The following is a 17,196-nucleotide window of genomic DNA, read 5'->3' as shown; positions in this document are numbered from 1 at the left end:
CACACCTCCATTGGCGCGCCTGGCATCTCTATCGGTGACAGGCCGTTGTGCGTGAGATTCCATCTCACCTTCGATCTGAGCATTCGGCCGAGGCGCCCGCGAGGGACTGAAGTCCCACGCCATGGGGACGTTCGTCGTGAATCTGCCCCGCTTTACGGTTCGCCGACCGCACGATGACTTAGGGCCATCACCCAAGGACGAATGACCCTCGCCGACGCGTCGTCGCACTCCTACCGTCGAGATGATTGTTACGACCACCCAAAAAAGGTAGACCCGTGTCCGATCAGGCGTCCGCAGCATCACGGCAGCCTGCTGCGGTACCAACCCGGATGAGCGAAGTCAGGACGCACAGAAGTCACACGAACGGCGGTGGCGACCGGGGGGCCTCGATCGTGGCGCTCGATCCGGAGGAGGCCGCCGATCGCCTGCTGCGGGATCTGCGCAGTGACCGCGGTGGCCTGTCGACCCGTGAGGCGCAGCGACGGTTGCTGCAATACGGGCCGAATTCGCTGCGGCGCCGGCGGAGGCGCCGCTGGCCTGCCGAGTTGGCGCGCCAGTTCACCCACCCACTGGCGCTGTTGTTGTGGTTGGCGGCCGGGCTGTTGCTGATCGTCGGCTCGAACATCGTTGCCAGCGCGGTGGTGCTGATCATCGTGCTGAACGCGGCGTTCTCATTCGTTCAGGAGCTGCAGGCCGGACGGGCGGTGGAAGAACTCGCCAAATACCTGCCGCAGCGTGCCAGGGTGGAACGCGACGGTGCGAGCACCGAAGTCGATGCGTCCCAGCTGGTTCCCGGTGACATCGTGTTGATCGGAGAGGGTGACCGCATCGCCGCGGATGTCCGCCTGCTCGACGGTGCTGTCGACGTCGACATGTCGGCGTTGACGGGGGAGTCCGTGCCGGCGCTGCGTTCAGCGGCCATGGCGGACACGAATGTGCCGCTGCTGTCCGCGCATGAGTTGGTGTTCAGCGGCACCAGCTGCACCGGCGGCGAAGCGCGCGGAGTGGCATTCGCGACCGGCATGGCGACCGAGATCGGCCGCATCGCGGCGCTTTCCGAGCGCGTCAAAACAGATCCGAGCCCGCTGGAGCACCAGGTCCGTCGCGTCGCCTGGCTGATAGCCGCCGTCTCCGTGATGCTGGCGCTGTCATTCATCCCGGTGGCTACGCTGGTCGCGCACCTGACCCTGGTCAATTCGCTGGTGTTCGCGGCCGGCCTGCTGGCCGGGATGGTGCCAGAGGGTTTGCTGCCCGTGATCACGCTGGCACTCGCGGTGGCGGTACGACACTTGGCGGGCCGCGGCGCGCTCGTCAAGCGGCTCTCAGCGGTGGAGACGTTGGGTTCCACCGACGTGATCTGCACCGACAAAACGGGCACGCTGACCGAGAACCGGATGATTCCGGTCGCCGCGTGGGTGCCCGGGCAACGAGTTGAGCTCGGCGACAACACTTTTGCCGCTACCGCCGCCGCGAACCCCTCGGCTTTGCGGCCGTTGAGCCGTGCCGCCGCCAGCTGCAACAACGCGTCTCTGAACGACGGCGTCGACCCGACCGGGGACCCCACCGAGATCGCCATCTTGATGGCCGCGCGCGACTTGGGGGCAGACCCCGACCGGCACCGCCGAGAGGCGCAGCGCCACTGTCAATTTCACTTCGACCCCGAACTGAAGCTGATGTCGACCGTCGATCACATGCCCGACGGGCCGCCCGTGATGCACACCAAGGGCGCACCCGAAGCGGTGTTGGCGATATGCACTCACATCCTTGACATGGACGGCCACCCGGTGCCTCTGGACGCACCGGGACGTCACGCAGTCGAGGCAGCCGTCAACGCGTTCGCCGCCGAAGGGCTACGGGTGCTCGCCTTCGCGTCGCGTGAACTCGCCACCGACGAGCCGATACCGCAGCGCCGCAGCGACAACGAACGGGATCTGTGCTTCACCGGCTTGATCGCGATGCTGGATCCGCCCCGCGCGGGCGTCGCCGAGTCGGTCGCCCAGTGCCACACGGCGGGAATTCGCATCATCGTGATCACCGGCGATCACCCGCTCACTGCGAAGGCCATCGCTCAGCGGGTCGGCATTACCGGTGAGCACCCCACTGTGGTGACAGGTGATCAATTCGAGCAGCTCAGCGAGCCAGAACTCGCAGCGCTGATCCAGGACCACCCCGAGGTGATCTTCGCCCGCGCTTCCCCGGAAGCCAAACTGCACATCGCCGAGGCGCTCCGTGACGGCGGCCACGTGGTCGCGATGACGGGCGACGGCGTCAACGACGCCCCGGCTTTGCGCTGCGCGGACATCGGTGTGGCGATGGGCAAGTCTGGCACCGACGTCGCTCGTGAGGCCGCGACGATGGTGCTCGTCGACGACAACTTCAGCACCATCGTCACCGCGGTGCATGCGGGCCGCCGGATCTATGACAACGTGCGCAAGTTCATCGTCTACATCTTTGCTCACGCCACCCCGGAAACGGTGCCGTTCTTGATATTTGCCGTCAGCGGCGGATTGATTCCCCTGCCGCTGACGATCATGCAGATACTGGCTTTCGATGTGGGCAGCGAGACGCTGCCGGCGCTGTCATTGAGCCGCGAACCCGCCGAACCGGGCATCATGGCCCGACCTCCGCGCCCCCGCAAGGAGGGCGTGATTCGCGGCCCGATGTTGGTCCGGGCCTGGCTGTTCCTCGGCGCCATCGTCGCCGCGCTGCAAATGGGCGGGTTCTTCTATGTCCTGCTGAAAGCAGGATGGCACCCGGGTGTGCCCGTGTATGGGGACGCTCCGCTGCACCACGCCTACCAGCAGGCGACGACGATGACGTTTCTGGGCATGATGGCCGGGCAGATCGGCACGGCTTTCGCCGTGCGAACCCAGCGGGCCTCGTTACGGTCGGTGGGCGTCTTCACGAACCGGTATTTGTTGGCCGGCATTGCCGCCGAAATCTTATTGGCGGCCCTGTTCGTCTACGCGCCGCCGATGCAAGCCCTGTTGGGAACCGCGCCGCTGCCGGTCTCGGATCTGCTTCTGTTGCCCGCATTTCCGGTGATCGTCTGGGGGGCCGACGAATTCATGCGGTATCTGCTCAGGAAGCGCTCAGCGTGAAGATCGCACCCTGCTGGCGCACAAGTCCCAATCGTTGGCCGAGCGCCGCTCAGCGCTGGCGCGCACCCGTGCCTACGTAAGTGACCAGATCGGCCAACGTGCGCAGCGACGCGTAGTCGGCTTCTGGGATCTCGACGTGCAGCCGTCGATGGATTCCGCGCAGAAAGTTCAGCCAGTCCATGGAATCGAGGTCGACCTGATCTCGCAGCCGAACGTCGTCGCGAATCTCGTCGGGTTCGATCTCGGGGGCGATGGTGGTCAGCACGGAGAGGATGGCGCTGCGAGTGTCTTCTTCGGTCATGGCAGATCACTTCTCTAGCAGGTCGGGCTGCTGCAGCAGCTCGTTGATTGCGCCCAGAAACAGCGCTCCCCGGTGACCGTCGCTGGCTCGATGGTCGGCGGCAAGGGTCGCGTGGACGGTGGTGACCACCCGAATCCCCCCGTCGATGACGCAGACCCGCTCGGCGGGCCTGCCGAAGCCGACCAGAGCTACCTGCGGCGGGTAGATCACGCCGAACACGCTGTCGACGCCCTGATCGCCCAGGTTGGTCACCGTAATCGTCGGATCGGACATCTCCGAGCTCCGCAGCGAGAACGAGCGTGCGCGTGCCACAAGATCGGTCAGCTCCTGCATCAATTCGTCCAGCTTCTTGTCCGGAACGTCATGTATGGCGGGTGCAACGAGGCCACCGCCACGAAGCGAAATCCCGACACCGACGTGCACCCCCGTCGCGGGCTGGAATCGGTCGCCTCGCCAGAAGCCGTTGAACTCGCCGAAACGCCGTGCGGCGATGCCGACGGCTTTCAGCGCCAAGGCGGCGGGCAGGACCCGTTCGTCGATACTCCGATGCGCGTTTCGTGTGGTCAGCCAGTTCGACGAGTTCTCCAAGATGATCTCGTCGGCAAGATAGTAGTGCGGAATCTCCCGCTTACTGCGGCTCATCGCGGCGGCGATCGACTTCCGCATCTGGGCCGCACGCTCGGCCGAGGTTGGTTTGCTCAGCGGCTTGCCGGCAGGGACATTCCGTGCTGCGGCGTGCTCGACGTCGCTGATGATGACCGCCCCCTGCGGGCCGGTCCCGGTGACCGCGTCGATATCGACTTTGAGATTCTGGGCGAGGCGGCGCGCGGCGGGCGATACCCAGCGGCGGTGCTGTGGTGCCTCCGGGGGCGTGGCGGCGGTTGCTCGCGGCCGTGACGGTGGGGCCGCCCGCTTTTCGGCGGCCTTCGCGGACGGACGCGGCCGCCGGCGGGGCCGCGCCCCTGCCTGCTCATCGGGGGCCAGCAAGGTGGCCAATACCGTTCCCACTTGCACGGTTTCACCGACCGGGACGATCAGCTCGTTGACCGTCCCTTCCTGCCAGCACTCGACTTCGACCGCGGCCTTGGTGGTTTCGACGACCGCCACGATCTGGCCGCGAGTCACCTTGTCACCGGGCTTGATCAGCCATTGATCCAGGGTGCCCTCGTCCATGTCGGAGCCCAGGGCGGGCATGGTGAACTCGATCATCGCGGGTCACCGAAGAGGTTTCGGACGGCGGCGACGACGTCGGCGGTTTGCGGTAGAGCCGCTTCTTCCAGGTGCTTCGCATAGGGCATGGGGACTTCCGCGCTACACACCCGGGCGACGGGGGCATCGAGGTCGTAGAAAGCTCCCTCCATCACGCGTGCCATCACTTCAGCCGCCAAACTGCCGGTGCGCCACGCCTCGTCAACCACCACAGCACGATGCGTCTTGCGGACCGAGTCAAGGATGCACTCGTCGTCGAGCGGTCGAAGCACTCGCAAATCGATTACCTCGCAGTCGATCCCGGACAGTGACAACTCGTTGGCGGCATCGAGGGCCTTTCCGAGCGAGCCGCCGTAGGCCACGACGGTGACGTCGGTGCCGCTACGACGGATCGCCGCACGGGAGATGTCGGTGGGAGCGAGCGCGTCGATATCCGACGAGGTGTTGTAAAGCTGAACGTGCTCGAAGATCACCACCGGATCGGGATCGGCCAGCGCCGGCCCGAGCATGCCGTAGGCGTCTTCGACCGTGGCCGGCGCCACCACCTTGATGCCGGGAATGTGCGCGTACCAGGGCTCGAGGCTGTGTGAATGCTGGGCGGCGAGCTGGCGCCCGGCCCCGGTCGCCATCCGGACCACGAGCGGGACCGAGAACTGGCCGCCCGACATATGACGAAGCGCGGCCGCGGTATTGACGATTTGATCGAGTGCCAACAGGCTGAAGTTCACCGTCATGACTTCGACGATCGGGCGGAGCCCGTTGAGCGCGGCGCCTATTCCAATTCCGACGAAGCCCAGTTCCGACAGCGGGGTGTCCCGCACCCGCTCGGCGCCGAACTCCGCCAGCAGGCCTTTGGACGCCGCGTACGTTCCCCCGTACCGGCCGACGTCTTCACCCATCAGCACGACGCGCGGGTCGTCGCGCAAGGCGTCGCGAATCGCATCGTGAACCGCGGTTCGGTAGGTGGTTTTCATCGCGCCGGCTCCGGGGTCAACACATCACGCTCGAGATCCGCTGCGTCCTCCCACGTTCCCGCCTCGGCGAAGGCCACAGCGGCCTCGATCTCGGCTGCCGCCGAATCCTCGATCTGATGGACGTCCGAGTCGCAGAGCCGCCCGTCACCCAGGCACCGTTCGGTGAACGCCCGGAGCGGGTCGCGCTTGCGCCATTGCTCGACTTCGGTCTTGTCCCGATACAGTTCCGGGTCGAACATCGAATGCGCCCGGAACCGGTAGGTACGGAACTCGATGAAGAACGGACCACCTGTGCTGCGAACGTCATCGACGCCCCGTTGCGCGGCCGCGTAGCATGCCTCGACATCCATCCCGTCGACAGCCAGCGTGGGAACGCGGTATGCGGCCGCCTTGGCGGTGAGATCGGTCTGCGACTGCGCGCGATCCAATACGGTGCCCATCGCGTAAAGGTTGTTCTCACAACAGAACAGCACCGGCAGTTTCCACAGGGCGGCCATGTTCAGCGATTCGTGAAACGCGCCCTCGGCCACCGCGCCGTCACCGAAGTAGCACGCGGTCACCCGGTTCCGCTTGAGCATCGAGTCTGCGAGCGCTATGCCCACCGCGAGCGGCAGGCCACCCGCGACGATCGCGTTACCCCCGTAAAAGCGTCTGGACGCGTCGAATAAGTGCATCGACCCGCCGCGCCCGCGCGAGCAGCCCTGCTGCTTGCCGAACATCTCGGCCATGATCGAGGTCATCGGGATGCCGCGCAGCAGTGCGTGCGCATGCTCGCGATAGGTCGCGACTACCGCGTCATCGTCGGCCAGAGCGCGCAGTGATCCCGCGGCGACGGCCTCTTCCCCGACATAGAGATGCAAGAATCCGCGAATCTTGGCTGCGCTGTAGAGTTCCGCGCATTTCTCCTCCATACGACGCACGCGGACCATATCCGACAAGAGTTCGCGGGCGAACTTCGCATCGCTCATAGCGACACCTCTTCGGTGCGCTGATCGGGCTGTCGCTCGATGGTGGAGGTGTCACCTTCGGGCAGCCCGAGTTCGCGGGCCCTCAACAGGCGTCGCATGATCTTGCCGCTGCTCGTGTGCGGCAACGAGTCGACGAATTCGATTTCTTTGGGCGCTACGGTGGCCCCGAGCCGCTTACGCGCGTGGCCGATCAGTTCCAGGCGCAGGTCCTCGTCACCGACCACGCCATTCTTCAGGGTGACAAAGGCTTTGACCATTTCGCCGAGCGTCTGGTCGGGCTTGCCGATGACCGCCGCTTCGGCCACCGCCGGATGATCGGTCAGCGCGCTTTCCACCTCGAACGGGCCGATCAGATGTCCGGCGGATTTGATCACGTCGTCCTTGCGTCCGACAAACCAGAAGTACCCGTCGGTGTCTTTCTTGGCGAGGTCTCCGGTCAGGTAGAGCCCGTCGGCGAAGCACGCTCGATAGCGGCTTTCGGCGTCCAGGTAGCCGCGAAACATCGATGGCCAGTTCGGCTTCAGTGCAAGCTCACCTTCGATCCCGGGTTGGTCGATGATCGTGGTCGTCCCGTCGTCCGTGCGGCGAACAATATATGCGTCCACACCGGGAAGCGGCCGGCCCATGGAGCCTGGCTTGATATCGAACGCGGGGGTGTTCGCGATCATGATGCCGCCCGTTTCCGTCTGCCACCAGTTGTCGTGGATGGGTAAGCCCAGTACGCGGGTTCCCCACCACACCGCTTCGGGGTTGAGCGGTTCGCCCACGCTCGCGACGAATCGAAGTCGTGGGAAATGGTATCGAGCGGGCAGGTCGGGGCCCGCCTTGATCAGCATTCGGATCGCGGTCGGGGCCGTGTACCAAACAGAGACGGCCTGATCCTGCAGGATCCCGTACCACCGTTCGGCATCGAAGTCCGCCTCGTCGACGACCGAGGTGACTCCGTGTAGCAGCGGGCTGATGATCCCGTAGGACGTTCCCGTGACCCACCCGGGATCCGCTGTGCACCAGAAGATGTCGTCGGGATGCAGATCAAGGGCGTAAAGGCCGGTGAGGTAGTGCATCGCCACGGCACCGTGGACGTGGATGGCGCCTTTCGGCGTTCCGGTCGTGCCGCTGGTGAAGTGCAGCAGTGCCGGGTCATCGGCGGTGGTGGGTTCGATGGGCGTGTTCTCGTCGGCGCCGTCCATCCGGTCCCAGAAGTCGAGCGTTTCGGGAAGTTGGATGGCGGCCCGGTCCTCGTCGACCACCAAGATGTGCCGGACGGAGGGAATTCGATGACGGATCTTGGCGATCTTGCGCTGGTAGATCGTCCTGGTGGTGACCAGAACATCGGGTCGGCCGATACCTATCCTTGTCACGATCGGCTCGGGGCCGAAGGCAGAGAACAAGGGCGAAACGACGCTGCCGTTGCGCAGCGCACCCATGACCGTGATGTAGAGCTCGGGGCAACGGTCCATGAGCGTGAACACGCGATCGCCCTTGCCGATGCCCAGCGATCGAAGCAGACCGCAGAACTGCCGGGAGAACCGGCCGAACTCGGCGTAGCTGAGGTCTCGGGTCGAGACCGCACCGTCCCGGCCCCGGTCGGTGATGAAGCGCAACGCCGTGCGACTGGCCCTCACGCCGGCGGCGTGCCGGTCGACGGCCGCGTAGGCGATGTTGCACCCGCCCGGACCCATGCCTTCACACAAGTCCGGAACGTCGGACCATTCGAACTGTGCCCGCGCCTTCTCGTAGTCCATGAGATTGGGCTGGACTCGATAGTCGTGCGGCATCTTACGGATGATATCCATTTGAGAACCTAGTGATTCGGCCGAGTGTTGACCCGCACGATGTGGCTCACCGTCGCGGGAAGTCTTACCAGTCTTTCCGTGGGGTGCTCGACGCGGCGGATCGCTACCATGACTGCCCCTCTTCTTCGCTTTGGGCGTCTCCATCGTTTCCTCGGGCTCCATGCCGCAATAGAGACGAAAGTCATCAGCCACGAGGCGTTTTGTCGTCCATGGCCGAACGCCGGCCGTGACGCGGGAGCGACTCCTACAGCGCTGCGGTCGGCGGAGTCCAAGGACTTCACGGTGGGGACCAACGGCCCTGGCGCGGGCCCCTCGTATACCGGAAGGTCGTATCCATAGACAGGCAGGTGAAAGGCATGGCCCAAATGACCGCGGATACCGACGTGATCACTGCGGCGGTGGAACTGGCGTGTCGTGCTCCATCGCTGCACAACAGTCAGCCCTGGCGTTGGGTTGCCGGCGACACGAGTGTCGATCTGTTCGTCGATCCGCGCCGAACGGTGACATCGACCGACACATCGGGTCGCGAAGCGATCATCAGCTGTGGCGCGGCGCTCGATCACTTCCGGATCGCGATGGCCGCGGTTGGCTGGAGCACGAACGTCGAGCGGTTCCCCAACCCGAACAATCTTGACCACCTGGCTTCGATTGACTCCACGCCGACCGATTACGTCGCGCAGGCCCGTCGCGATCTTGCTGACGCGATACTGCGCCGCCGAACAAATCGACTACCGTTCCGGGCGCCCAAGCACTGGGCGTCGCTGGAACCAGTGCTTCGTAACGCACTCGAAAACGATGTCGTCACCCTCAACGTGCTGGGCGCAGACGCTCGACCGCGGTTGGCGGAAGCGGCACTCCTCACCGAAGCCCTGCGCCGCTACGACGACAGCTATCACCATGAATTGGAGTGGTGGACATCGCCGTTGAGAAAGTACGAGGGCATTCCCGAGAGTGCGCTGGTTTCGGAGTCGGACGACCGCAGGGTCGACGTGAACCGGCGGTTTCCCATCGACCCGCTTGACGAGCGGAGCTCCGCCGGCACCTACGACGAAGCGAAAATCGTCCTGCTGTCAACACCCAACGACACACGGGTCGATGCCCTCCGATGCGGTGAGGCGCTGTCAACGATCCTGCTGGAGTGCACCATGGCAAGCTTGTCCACCTGCCCGGTAACGCACATCACGGAGCTTGCAGCCAGCCGGGAGATGATTCGGGATCTGATAGCCGATCACACTGCGATACCCCAGGTCTTGGTCAGGGTGGGCATCGCGCCCGAGGGTGAGTTACCTGCCCACCCGACGCCACGGCGACCCCTGAGCGACGTCTTGCAGATCCGACGCTAAGGCAGAAGTGAGATGGCCTCTTACCCCGCTGATTGGTTGCCGCTGACCGACTCCGACATCGATGGGCTCGCGTGGCAATTCACGGACTCGGCCTATGCGGACGACACCTACGCGGATTGGTCGCTGGATCGGCGGCTCGAGGGGTTCCTTCGTCAGCGGGGGCTGTTGGGCATCGCCGAAGACGGCGATGCATTCGGCCTCGTGCTCGAGCGCGTCATGGCTTGCATCGGCGCGCTGTCCCGCTCCGTTCCGCGGATCCGATAGCCGGCTCGAGTCGTTGCCACCCCGCCGGTTGGGGAGCTGACGAACGACCTACAACCCGGGGACTTCGGTCCCTTTCGACATTGCCGGCCGATTGGTGCGATAGAAGATGCAAGCAACGCAATTCGCTACACCTGGAGATACCCATGAGTACCATTTCCGTTCGGCGTCAGCCGATATCGCTATTTCCGGACTTCTCGGAGCTGTTCGCCGGCTTCCCATCATTCGCGGGGCTGCGTCCTGCCTTCGACGCCCGCGTGATGCGGCTCGAGGACGAGATCAAAGACGGCCGCTATGTAGTGCGCGCGGAGATGCCGGGTGTCGACCCGGCGAAGGATATCGACATCACCGTGCGTGACGGGCAACTGACGATCAAGGCGGAGCGTAGCGAGAAGAAGGACTTCGATGGACGATCCGAGTTCTCGTACGGCTCATTCGTTCGGACTGTGTCGCTGCCGGCCGGCGCTGACGAACAAAGTATCGACGCCACTTACGACAAGGGGATCCTCACCGTTTCGGTGACGGTCTCGGAATCGAAGCCGGCCGAGCGCCACATCGAAGTGCAATCCGCCAACGGACAGTGATCGGTGCGAGATGACCAGAGCGGCTGATGTCTCCCGGCGCTCGCCGCGGCGTGTGTTCCGCGACCGCAGCGAGGCCGGGCAGGTGCTGGCGAAGCTCCTCGGCGCCTACCGCGATCAACCCGACGTGATCGTCCTGGGTTTGGCCAGGGGAGGGCTACCCGTGGCATGGGAGGTCGCAGCTGCACTGCACGCTCCCTTGGATGCCTTCATCGTGCGCAAGCTCGGCGCACCCGGACACGAGGAGTTCGCGGTCGGGGCGCTGGCGAGCGGGGGCCGGGTCGTCGTCAACGATGACGTCGTGCGGGGCCTGCGGATCACGCCGCAGCAATTGCGCGCCGTCGCCGAACGTGAAGGCAGGGAACTGGTCCGGCGAGAGGCCGTTTACCGTGACGGACGTCCGCCGGTCGACGTGACCGGCAAGACGGTCATCCTCGTCGATGACGGCCTGGCCACCGGCGCAAGCATGTTGGCCGCGGTGCAGGCCCTGCGCGAGGCCGAGCCGGCCCACATGGTGATCGCCGTGCCCGCGGCCCCGGAATCCACGTGCCGCGAGTTCGCCGGCCTGGTGGACGACGTCGTATGTGCGAGCATGCCGACCCCGTTCCTCGCCGTGGGGGAGTCGTTCTGGGATTTCCGCCAGGTCACCGACGAGGAGGTTCGTCAGCTGCTCGCCATGCCCACGACGGTCGCCTCGCCGAAAATAGCCCAGGAACGGACACCGGGACAGGTGATCGCCGGTGTGGCCATCGAAGCGCCGGCGGGTGTCCCTTCGCGTGAGACGTTGGAGAAGTTGATAGGTGACGCGCGGATCGTGCTGATCGGCGAGAGCTCGCACGGCACGCATGAGTTTTACGAGGCGCGGGCCGCAATCACGAAATGGCTGATCGACGAGAAGGGGTTCTGCGCGGTCGCCGCGGAGGCCGACTGGCCCGACGCCTATCGAGTGAATCGGTATGTTCACGGTCGCGGTGATGACGATAGCGCCGATGCGGCATTGAGTGGGTTTGAGCGCTTTCCGGCCTGGATGTGGCGCAACACGGTCGTTCGGGACTTCATCGATTGGCTACGTCTGCGCAACCAACGGCAGAGGTCGGACGGACAACGGCAGGCCGGATTCTACGGACTCGACCTGTACAGCCTGCACCGATCGATGCACGAAGTCATCGGTTACCTCGACAGGGTCGATTCGAAAGCGGCCGCGCGGGCGCGGGAGCGTTACGCGTGCTTCGACCACGCCTCGGCCGATGATGGCCAGGCGTACGGCTTTTCGGCGGCGTTCGGCGCCGGCCCGTCGTGCGAGACGCAGGCGGTCGAGCAGCTGATCGACATCCAGCGCAACGCGTTGGCCTACGCGCGCCTGGATGGCCTGCTCGCCGAAGACGAACTGTTTTACGCCGAGCAGAATGCGAAGACGGTTCGTAACGCCGAGGTTTACTACCGAGCGATGTTCAGCGGGCGGGTCAACTCGTGGAATCTGCGCGACACGCACATGGCCCAGACGCTCGAAGCGCTGGTGAAACATCTGGATCGTCATTCGGATGTTCCGGCAGCGCGAATCGTGGTGTGGGCCCACAACTCTCATGTCGGAGACGCACGCGCGACCGAGGTCTGGGCGGAGGGGCAGCTCACGCTTGGGCAACTCGTGCGTGAGCGATACGGCGAGGATTCGCGCCTGATCGGGTTCAGTACGTACGCCGGCACGGTCACCGCGGCCAGCGAGTGGGGCGGCCTGGCGGAACGAAAGGCCGTCCGGCCGGCGCTCAACGGAAGCATCGAGGAACTCCTGCACGAGACGGGGCAAACTTCCTTCCTGGTCTCCGCGCTGATCAGCCCGGAAGCCGCCGACCCGCTCGGTGTCGTTCGGTTGGGCCGCGCCATCGGCGTGATCTACCGGCCCGAAACGGAACGGCAAAGCCACTACTTCCACGTCCGGCCCGCCGATCAATTCGACGCGATGATCCATATCGACAGGACCCGGGCACTCGAACCCCTGGAGCTCACCAGCCTCTGGATTGCCGGCGAAACCCCGGAAACGTATCCCACCGGACTGTAATCAGTGAAGCGGAGTCAAACGGACATGGATATGCCCGCCGAATCGGCGCCCCGCCGGGTGCAGCTTGCCACGTTGACCATGAACCCGGCCCTGGACATCACGACAAGCATCGACGTGGTGCGGCCAACTGACAAGATGCGCTGCGAGACAACCCGTTACGACCCGGGCGGCGGCGGTATCAACGTCGCTCGCGTCGCGCACGTGCTGGGCGCGTCGGTGGCAGCCGTTTTCACCGTCGGTGGGCCAACCGGTGCTCTTGTCGCGTCCCTCGTCAGGGAGGAAGGTGTGCCCTGCCGGCAGATCGAGATCGCGGCACCGACCCGGGAGAGCTTCACGGTCAACGAGAACAGTTCCGGCCAGCAATACCGGTTCGTTCTTCCCGGACCGCTACTGTCGTTCCCCGAACAGTCGCGGTGCCTTGACCGGTTACGGGCGGAGGCGGAGTCCGCCGATTTCGTCGTCGCGAGCGGTAGCCTGCCGCCGGGCGTACCTCCTGACTACTATCAGCGTGTCGCCGACCTCTGCCGTGACGTGGACTCCCGTCTGGTTCTGGACACGTCGGGAGGGGGATTGCGGCACATCTCGTCCGGCGTTTTTCTGCTCAAGGCCAGCGTGCGGGAACTGGGCGAGCGTGTCGGACGCCCGCTTGTCACCGAGACGGAACAATTGGCCGCCGCACAGGCTCTCGTCGAAAACGGCTGCGCGCAAATCGTCTTGGTGTCGTTGGGTTCCCGGGGCGCACTTCTTGCGACACAGCGGGCGAGCCAGCGGTTCTCGGCGGTCCCGCTGCGGGGCGGTGGGAGCGGCGTCGGGGCGGGCGACGCGATGGTGGCCGCAATCACGACAGGGCTCAGCCGGGGGTGGCCACTCGTCAAATCCGTTCGCCTGGGGATAGCGGCGGGCGCGGCGATGTCCATGACGCCCGGTACAGAGGTCTGTACCCGAACGGCGGTGGAAACGTTATTCGCACTGGCCGCCGAGCCCTACGACCTCACGGGCTGCTGCTGAGCGGCGTTTTCGGATCGATTGTGGCCGGCGTCGCGCATTCGGGACGAACGGCCGATGATGTGAGGCCAAAGGACTCCTGCGTAGCGGCCGGAAGTTCCATAGCCTGGCATTGAGCCGATCGCTGATCTGCTCGACAGCTAGCCAGGAGCTCTGATGAATCAGCTGCACTCGAAGTCGGTGGTGGTGGGAATCGACGGGTCGCAAGCTGCGGTGAATGCCGCCAAATGGGCAGTGGACGAGGCGATCAGCCGACAGCTACCCCTGCGGCTCGTCCACGTCGCCGGGGGCAACCGATCACAATCCCCGTCGGCGCAGCCTTCCGACTGGGAGCTTGAAGCCGGCGAAACGGCCCTGTACCAGGCTGAGGTCGCCGTGCAAGGCGCAGGCATACCCGTCGAGGTGGAAGCGGTCCTGCTCTCGGGCGACCCGGCACAGGTACTGATCAACGAGTCGGCGGATGCGGCGCTGGTGTGTGTCGGTACCGACCAGCGCCGATGGGCGGCCGACAAGGTGCTGGGCGCAACCGAGGCCGCCTTGGCGACGCACGCGCACTGCCCGGTGGCGATCATCCGAACCAATCCGGACGGAACGGCGGCGCATCCGGGCGTGATCGCTGTCGTACTCAACGACGAGCCCGACAACGACGAAGTTGTCCACCAGGCCATGGAGGAAGGACGGCGACGGCACGCCACTGTGCGGCAGATCGACCGGCGCCTGAACAGTTGGGTGCGGCGCTATCCGGACGTTCCCGTTCAGGTCGTCGCCGCCGGCACGGGCCTGAGGAACTCTGAGAGCCGCAGTAGCGCAATTGAACTCGCCGTCGTGGGTGGCGCCGATGCCGATCAGATCGCAGAGCTCGCCACACCCAATTCTCACCCGATACTGGGCTATCCGAGCTGCTCGGTGCTGATTGTCCGTGACTAGATCCGAAACCCTCGCCGTCAACGATTTACGTATGCTGCCCCCGATGATCCTCGGTGGGAGGCGGAGCTTCGCACGGCCACACGGAAGGACTCGCAATGGTTAAAGTCTTCTTGGTCGATGATCATGAAGTCGTCCGTCGCGGTCTCACCGATCTGCTCGCATCGGACCCCGAGCTGGATGTCGTCGGTGACGCGGGCTCGGTCTCCGAAGCGATGGTGCGAATACCCGTAACGAAGCCCGACGTCGCCGTGCTCGATGTGCGACTTCCGGACGGTAACGGGATCGAACTGTGCCGCGACCTGCTGTCGGAGCTCCCGGAGTTGCGGTGTCTGATGCTGACGTCATTCACGTCCGACGAGGCAATGCTCGAGGCGATCCTGGCGGGGGCCAGTGGCTATGTCGTCAAGGACATCAGGGGGATGGAACTCGCGCAGGCGATCAAGGACGTCGGTGCCGGCAAATCGCTGCTGGATAACCGCGCGGCTTCCGCGCTGATGGCCAAACTCCGCGGTGCCACCGGGCGCAAAGATCCACTGTCCGGATTGACCGAGCGCGAGCGAACATTGCTCGGGCTCCTGGGCGAGGGCTTGACCAACCGACAGATCGCCACGCGGATGTTTCTGGCCGAAAAGACGGTGAAGAACTATGTATCGCGGCTGCTGGCCAAACTCGGCATGGAACGGCGCACCCAGGCCGCGGTGTTCGCCTCGAGGTTGGACCAGCACCCTGCCCCGCCGATCACAGGCCGCTGACCTGCGAAGACGGCCGTATCGCCAGCATTGGACTCGAGCTGGAATGGGACTAAGCTGGCGTGAGCACCTTCGCGTTGACGCCTTCGAATATTCACCTTCGTGCGACGCGCAGTTGTTACGGGGGGCTGAAGGGTCGGAGGTAGCAACTCGGAGTGGCCAAAGATGACAGCGGATCGGCTTTCGCCGGACTAGGCCAGCGTGGGTTGGTCAGCCGGATGCACCAGCAACTCGATGAGTTGTTGGCGGCGCGTGATCAGATGGAGCGATTGCTGCATGTGATCGTCGAGATCGGCTCGGATCTCGATCTCGACGCGATGCTGCGCCGGATCGTTCGCGCGGCCAAAGACCTGACCCGCGCTCCCTACGGCGCGCTCGCGGTGCGTGACTCCGACGGTGGGTTGATCTCGTTCATCCATGACGGGATCGACTCCGATGCGACGCGCCTGATCGGACATCTGCCGGTGGGCAAGGGAGTTCTCTCCCTCTCGCTTCTCGACACGCCTGCTTTGCGCCTGGACGACCTCACCAGACATCCGGCTTCGGTCGGGTTCCCCGAGCATCATCCGCCGATGCGGGGCTTTATCGGGGTGCCCATCACCATCCACGGGACGGTTTTCGGCAATCTTTATCTCACCCACGACGAGCCGGGTCGGGTCTTCTCGGAATCCGATGAGGTCGCCGCTCGGGCGCTGGCGATGGCGGCGGCCGTCGCCATCGACAATGCGCAACTTTTCGAACGCGAACGCATGTCGGTGAAATGGATGGAAGCGAGCCGGGAGATCATGACCGCCCTGCTGTCCAATGCCAAATCGGGGTTGACTCCGTTGCAGTTGATCGCCGACCGCGCGTGCGCTCTCACCGAGGCCGAGCAGGCGATCGTGCTGGTCCCGGTCGACGACGATCTCCCCTTCGACGAGATCGACACGCTGGTGATCTCGGCGGCGGTGGGCCTCAACGCCGCCGAGGTTATCGGTCAACGGATTCCGGTGGACGCCTCCACCACCGGCGCCGTGTTCCGCTCCGGTGACCCGCTGATCACCGAGTCGTTGAGCTACCCCATCCACGCTTTCACCGACGTCGGGCAACGCAGCGCGATCTTGATGCCATTGGGGACCGACGACGAAGTCGCGGGAGTGATCGCGATAGCACGCAGCGCGGACCGGGCGCCCTTCGACGACAGTTACCTGGAACTGGTACGCGATTTCGCCACCCACGCGGCCCTGGCCCTGATGGTCGCCTCGGGCCGCGAGCACGCCCGCCAGCTGACCCTGGTGGGCGAGCGTGAGCGCATCGCCCACGACTTGCACGATCACGTCATCCAGAGGTTGTTCGCCGCAGGCATGGACCTGCAAGGCACCGTCGTCCGGGCGCGTTCACCGGAGATCGTGGAGCGACTCAACCGCACGCTGGACGATCTGCAAACCATTATCGAGGAGATCCGCACCACCATCTTCCAGCTGAAGTCGCCGGCGGAGCACGATAGTGGCTTCCGGAATCGCATTCAGCGAGTGGTCGCCGATCTCACCGAAAATCGTGACATCGTCACCACCGTGCGGATGCACGGACCGACGACCACCGTGGGCGGCGAGCTCGCCGAGCACGCCGAAGCGGTCACCGCGGAAGCGGTGAGCAACGCCGTCCGCCATTCCGGCGCCTCGCGGCTGACGGTCGAAGTCGACGTTGCCGACATGCTGACCCTCGACATCACCGACAACGGAAACGGCATCCCGGCGGACAACCATCGCCGCAGCGGCCTGACGAATATGCAGTACCGCGCCCAACAGGTCGGTGGCCGCTGTGAAATCTCCAACCAGGCCGTGGGCGGCACCCGCGTTCACTGGGCCGCCCCGCTCACCGATCACTGATCGGTCGCACCCGTCCGACACCCGTCGGGACCAATGGCACAGACGCGAGGTCCAACG

General features: G+C 65.0%; 14 protein-coding genes. 9 read left to right on the top strand and 5 right to left on the bottom strand.

The annotated features are described in order from the left end of the window. The first annotated feature begins 392 nt into the window (after positions 1–392). A complete protein-coding gene (locus tag EPN51_RS14530) occupies positions 393–3,101 on the top strand; it encodes a cation-transporting P-type ATPase (protein ID WP_293043726.1) in 2,709 nt (902 codons plus the stop codon). Between the two features lie 49 nt (positions 3,102–3,150). Here EPN51_RS14530 and EPN51_RS14525 read toward each other — a convergent pair whose 3' ends face one another. The 5 genes from EPN51_RS14525 to acsA are packed head-to-tail and all read right to left on the bottom strand — an operon-like array spanning position 3,151 to position 8,349. Then, the gene (locus EPN51_RS14525; protein WP_293043724.1) at positions 3,151–3,402 is read right to left on the bottom strand and encodes an acyl carrier protein; all 252 of its coding nucleotides are present in this window, start codon (positions 3,400–3,402) and stop codon (positions 3,151–3,153) included. A 6-nt stretch (positions 3,403–3,408) separates the two neighbouring features. Then, positions 3,409–4,611, bottom strand: coding sequence for a dihydrolipoamide acetyltransferase family protein (locus tag EPN51_RS14520; protein ID WP_293043722.1), 1,203 nt, complete (start codon positions 4,609–4,611; stop codon positions 3,409–3,411). Continuing rightward, positions 4,608–5,585, bottom strand: a complete 978-nt coding sequence (locus EPN51_RS14515) for an alpha-ketoacid dehydrogenase subunit beta (RefSeq protein ID WP_293043720.1) — start codon at positions 5,583–5,585, stop codon at positions 4,608–4,610. Before EPN51_RS14515 ends, EPN51_RS14520 begins: the two co-directional genes overlap by 4 nt. Continuing rightward, positions 5,582–6,553 (bottom strand): pyruvate dehydrogenase (acetyl-transferring) E1 component subunit alpha, encoded by a 972-nt coding sequence (gene pdhA / locus EPN51_RS14510; protein WP_293043718.1) that lies wholly within the window; start codon positions 6,551–6,553, stop codon positions 5,582–5,584. The genes EPN51_RS14515 and pdhA overlap by 4 nt, the downstream gene beginning before the upstream one ends. Continuing rightward, a complete protein-coding gene (gene acsA / locus EPN51_RS14505) occupies positions 6,550–8,349 on the bottom strand; it encodes an acetate--CoA ligase (RefSeq protein ID WP_293043717.1) in 1,800 nt (599 codons plus the stop codon). The genes pdhA and acsA overlap by 4 nt, the downstream gene beginning before the upstream one ends. Before the next feature lie 356 nt (positions 8,350–8,705). Here acsA and EPN51_RS14500 point away from each other — a divergent pair, with 356 nt between their 5' ends. The 8 genes from EPN51_RS14500 to EPN51_RS14465 all read left to right on the top strand — a co-directional run bounded on the left by EPN51_RS14500 (position 8,706) and on the right by EPN51_RS14465 (position 17,139). Beyond that, on the top strand, positions 8,706–9,692 hold the full coding sequence (locus EPN51_RS14500) for an NAD(P)H nitroreductase (protein ID WP_293043715.1): 987 nt from the start codon (positions 8,706–8,708) through the stop codon (positions 9,690–9,692). A gap of 12 nt (positions 9,693–9,704) precedes the next feature. Beyond that, the gene (locus EPN51_RS14495) at positions 9,705–9,956 is read left to right on the top strand and encodes a hypothetical protein (RefSeq protein ID WP_293043713.1); all 252 of its coding nucleotides are present in this window, start codon (positions 9,705–9,707) and stop codon (positions 9,954–9,956) included. 143 nt (positions 9,957–10,099) lie between these two features. Beyond that, positions 10,100–10,537 (top strand): HSP20 family small heat-shock protein, encoded by a 438-nt coding sequence (locus EPN51_RS14490; RefSeq protein WP_293043711.1) that lies wholly within the window; start codon positions 10,100–10,102, stop codon positions 10,535–10,537. Positions 10,538–10,547: 10 nt separating this feature from the next. Further along, on the top strand, positions 10,548–12,590 hold the full coding sequence (locus tag EPN51_RS14485) for an erythromycin esterase family protein (protein WP_293043709.1): 2,043 nt from the start codon (positions 10,548–10,550) through the stop codon (positions 12,588–12,590). A 24-nt stretch (positions 12,591–12,614) separates the two neighbouring features. Next, positions 12,615–13,598 carry a 1-phosphofructokinase family hexose kinase gene (locus tag EPN51_RS14480; RefSeq protein WP_293043707.1) on the top strand — a complete coding sequence of 328 codons (984 nt, stop codon included), beginning with the start codon at positions 12,615–12,617 and terminating at the stop codon, positions 13,596–13,598. Between the two features lie 153 nt (positions 13,599–13,751). Further along, positions 13,752–14,522: a universal stress protein gene (locus tag EPN51_RS14475; RefSeq protein ID WP_293043705.1), complete on the top strand. Its 771-nt coding sequence runs from the start codon at positions 13,752–13,754 to the stop codon at positions 14,520–14,522. Between the two features lie 95 nt (positions 14,523–14,617). Beyond that, positions 14,618–15,274, top strand: a complete 657-nt coding sequence (locus EPN51_RS14470) for a response regulator transcription factor (RefSeq protein ID WP_293043703.1) — start codon at positions 14,618–14,620, stop codon at positions 15,272–15,274. A gap of 215 nt (positions 15,275–15,489) precedes the next feature. After that, positions 15,490–17,139, top strand: coding sequence for a GAF domain-containing sensor histidine kinase (locus EPN51_RS14465; protein ID WP_293044065.1), 1,650 nt, complete (start codon positions 15,490–15,492; stop codon positions 17,137–17,139). Positions 17,140–17,196 lie beyond the last annotated feature (57 nt).

The sequence above is a fragment of the Mycobacterium sp. genome, from assembly GCF_004298145.1.
In the GTDB taxonomy this organism is placed as follows: Bacteria; Actinomycetota; Actinomycetes; order Mycobacteriales; family Mycobacteriaceae; genus Mycobacterium.
Note: the sequence above shows the minus strand (reverse complement) of the source record. Positions and strands in the feature narration are given on the sequence as shown.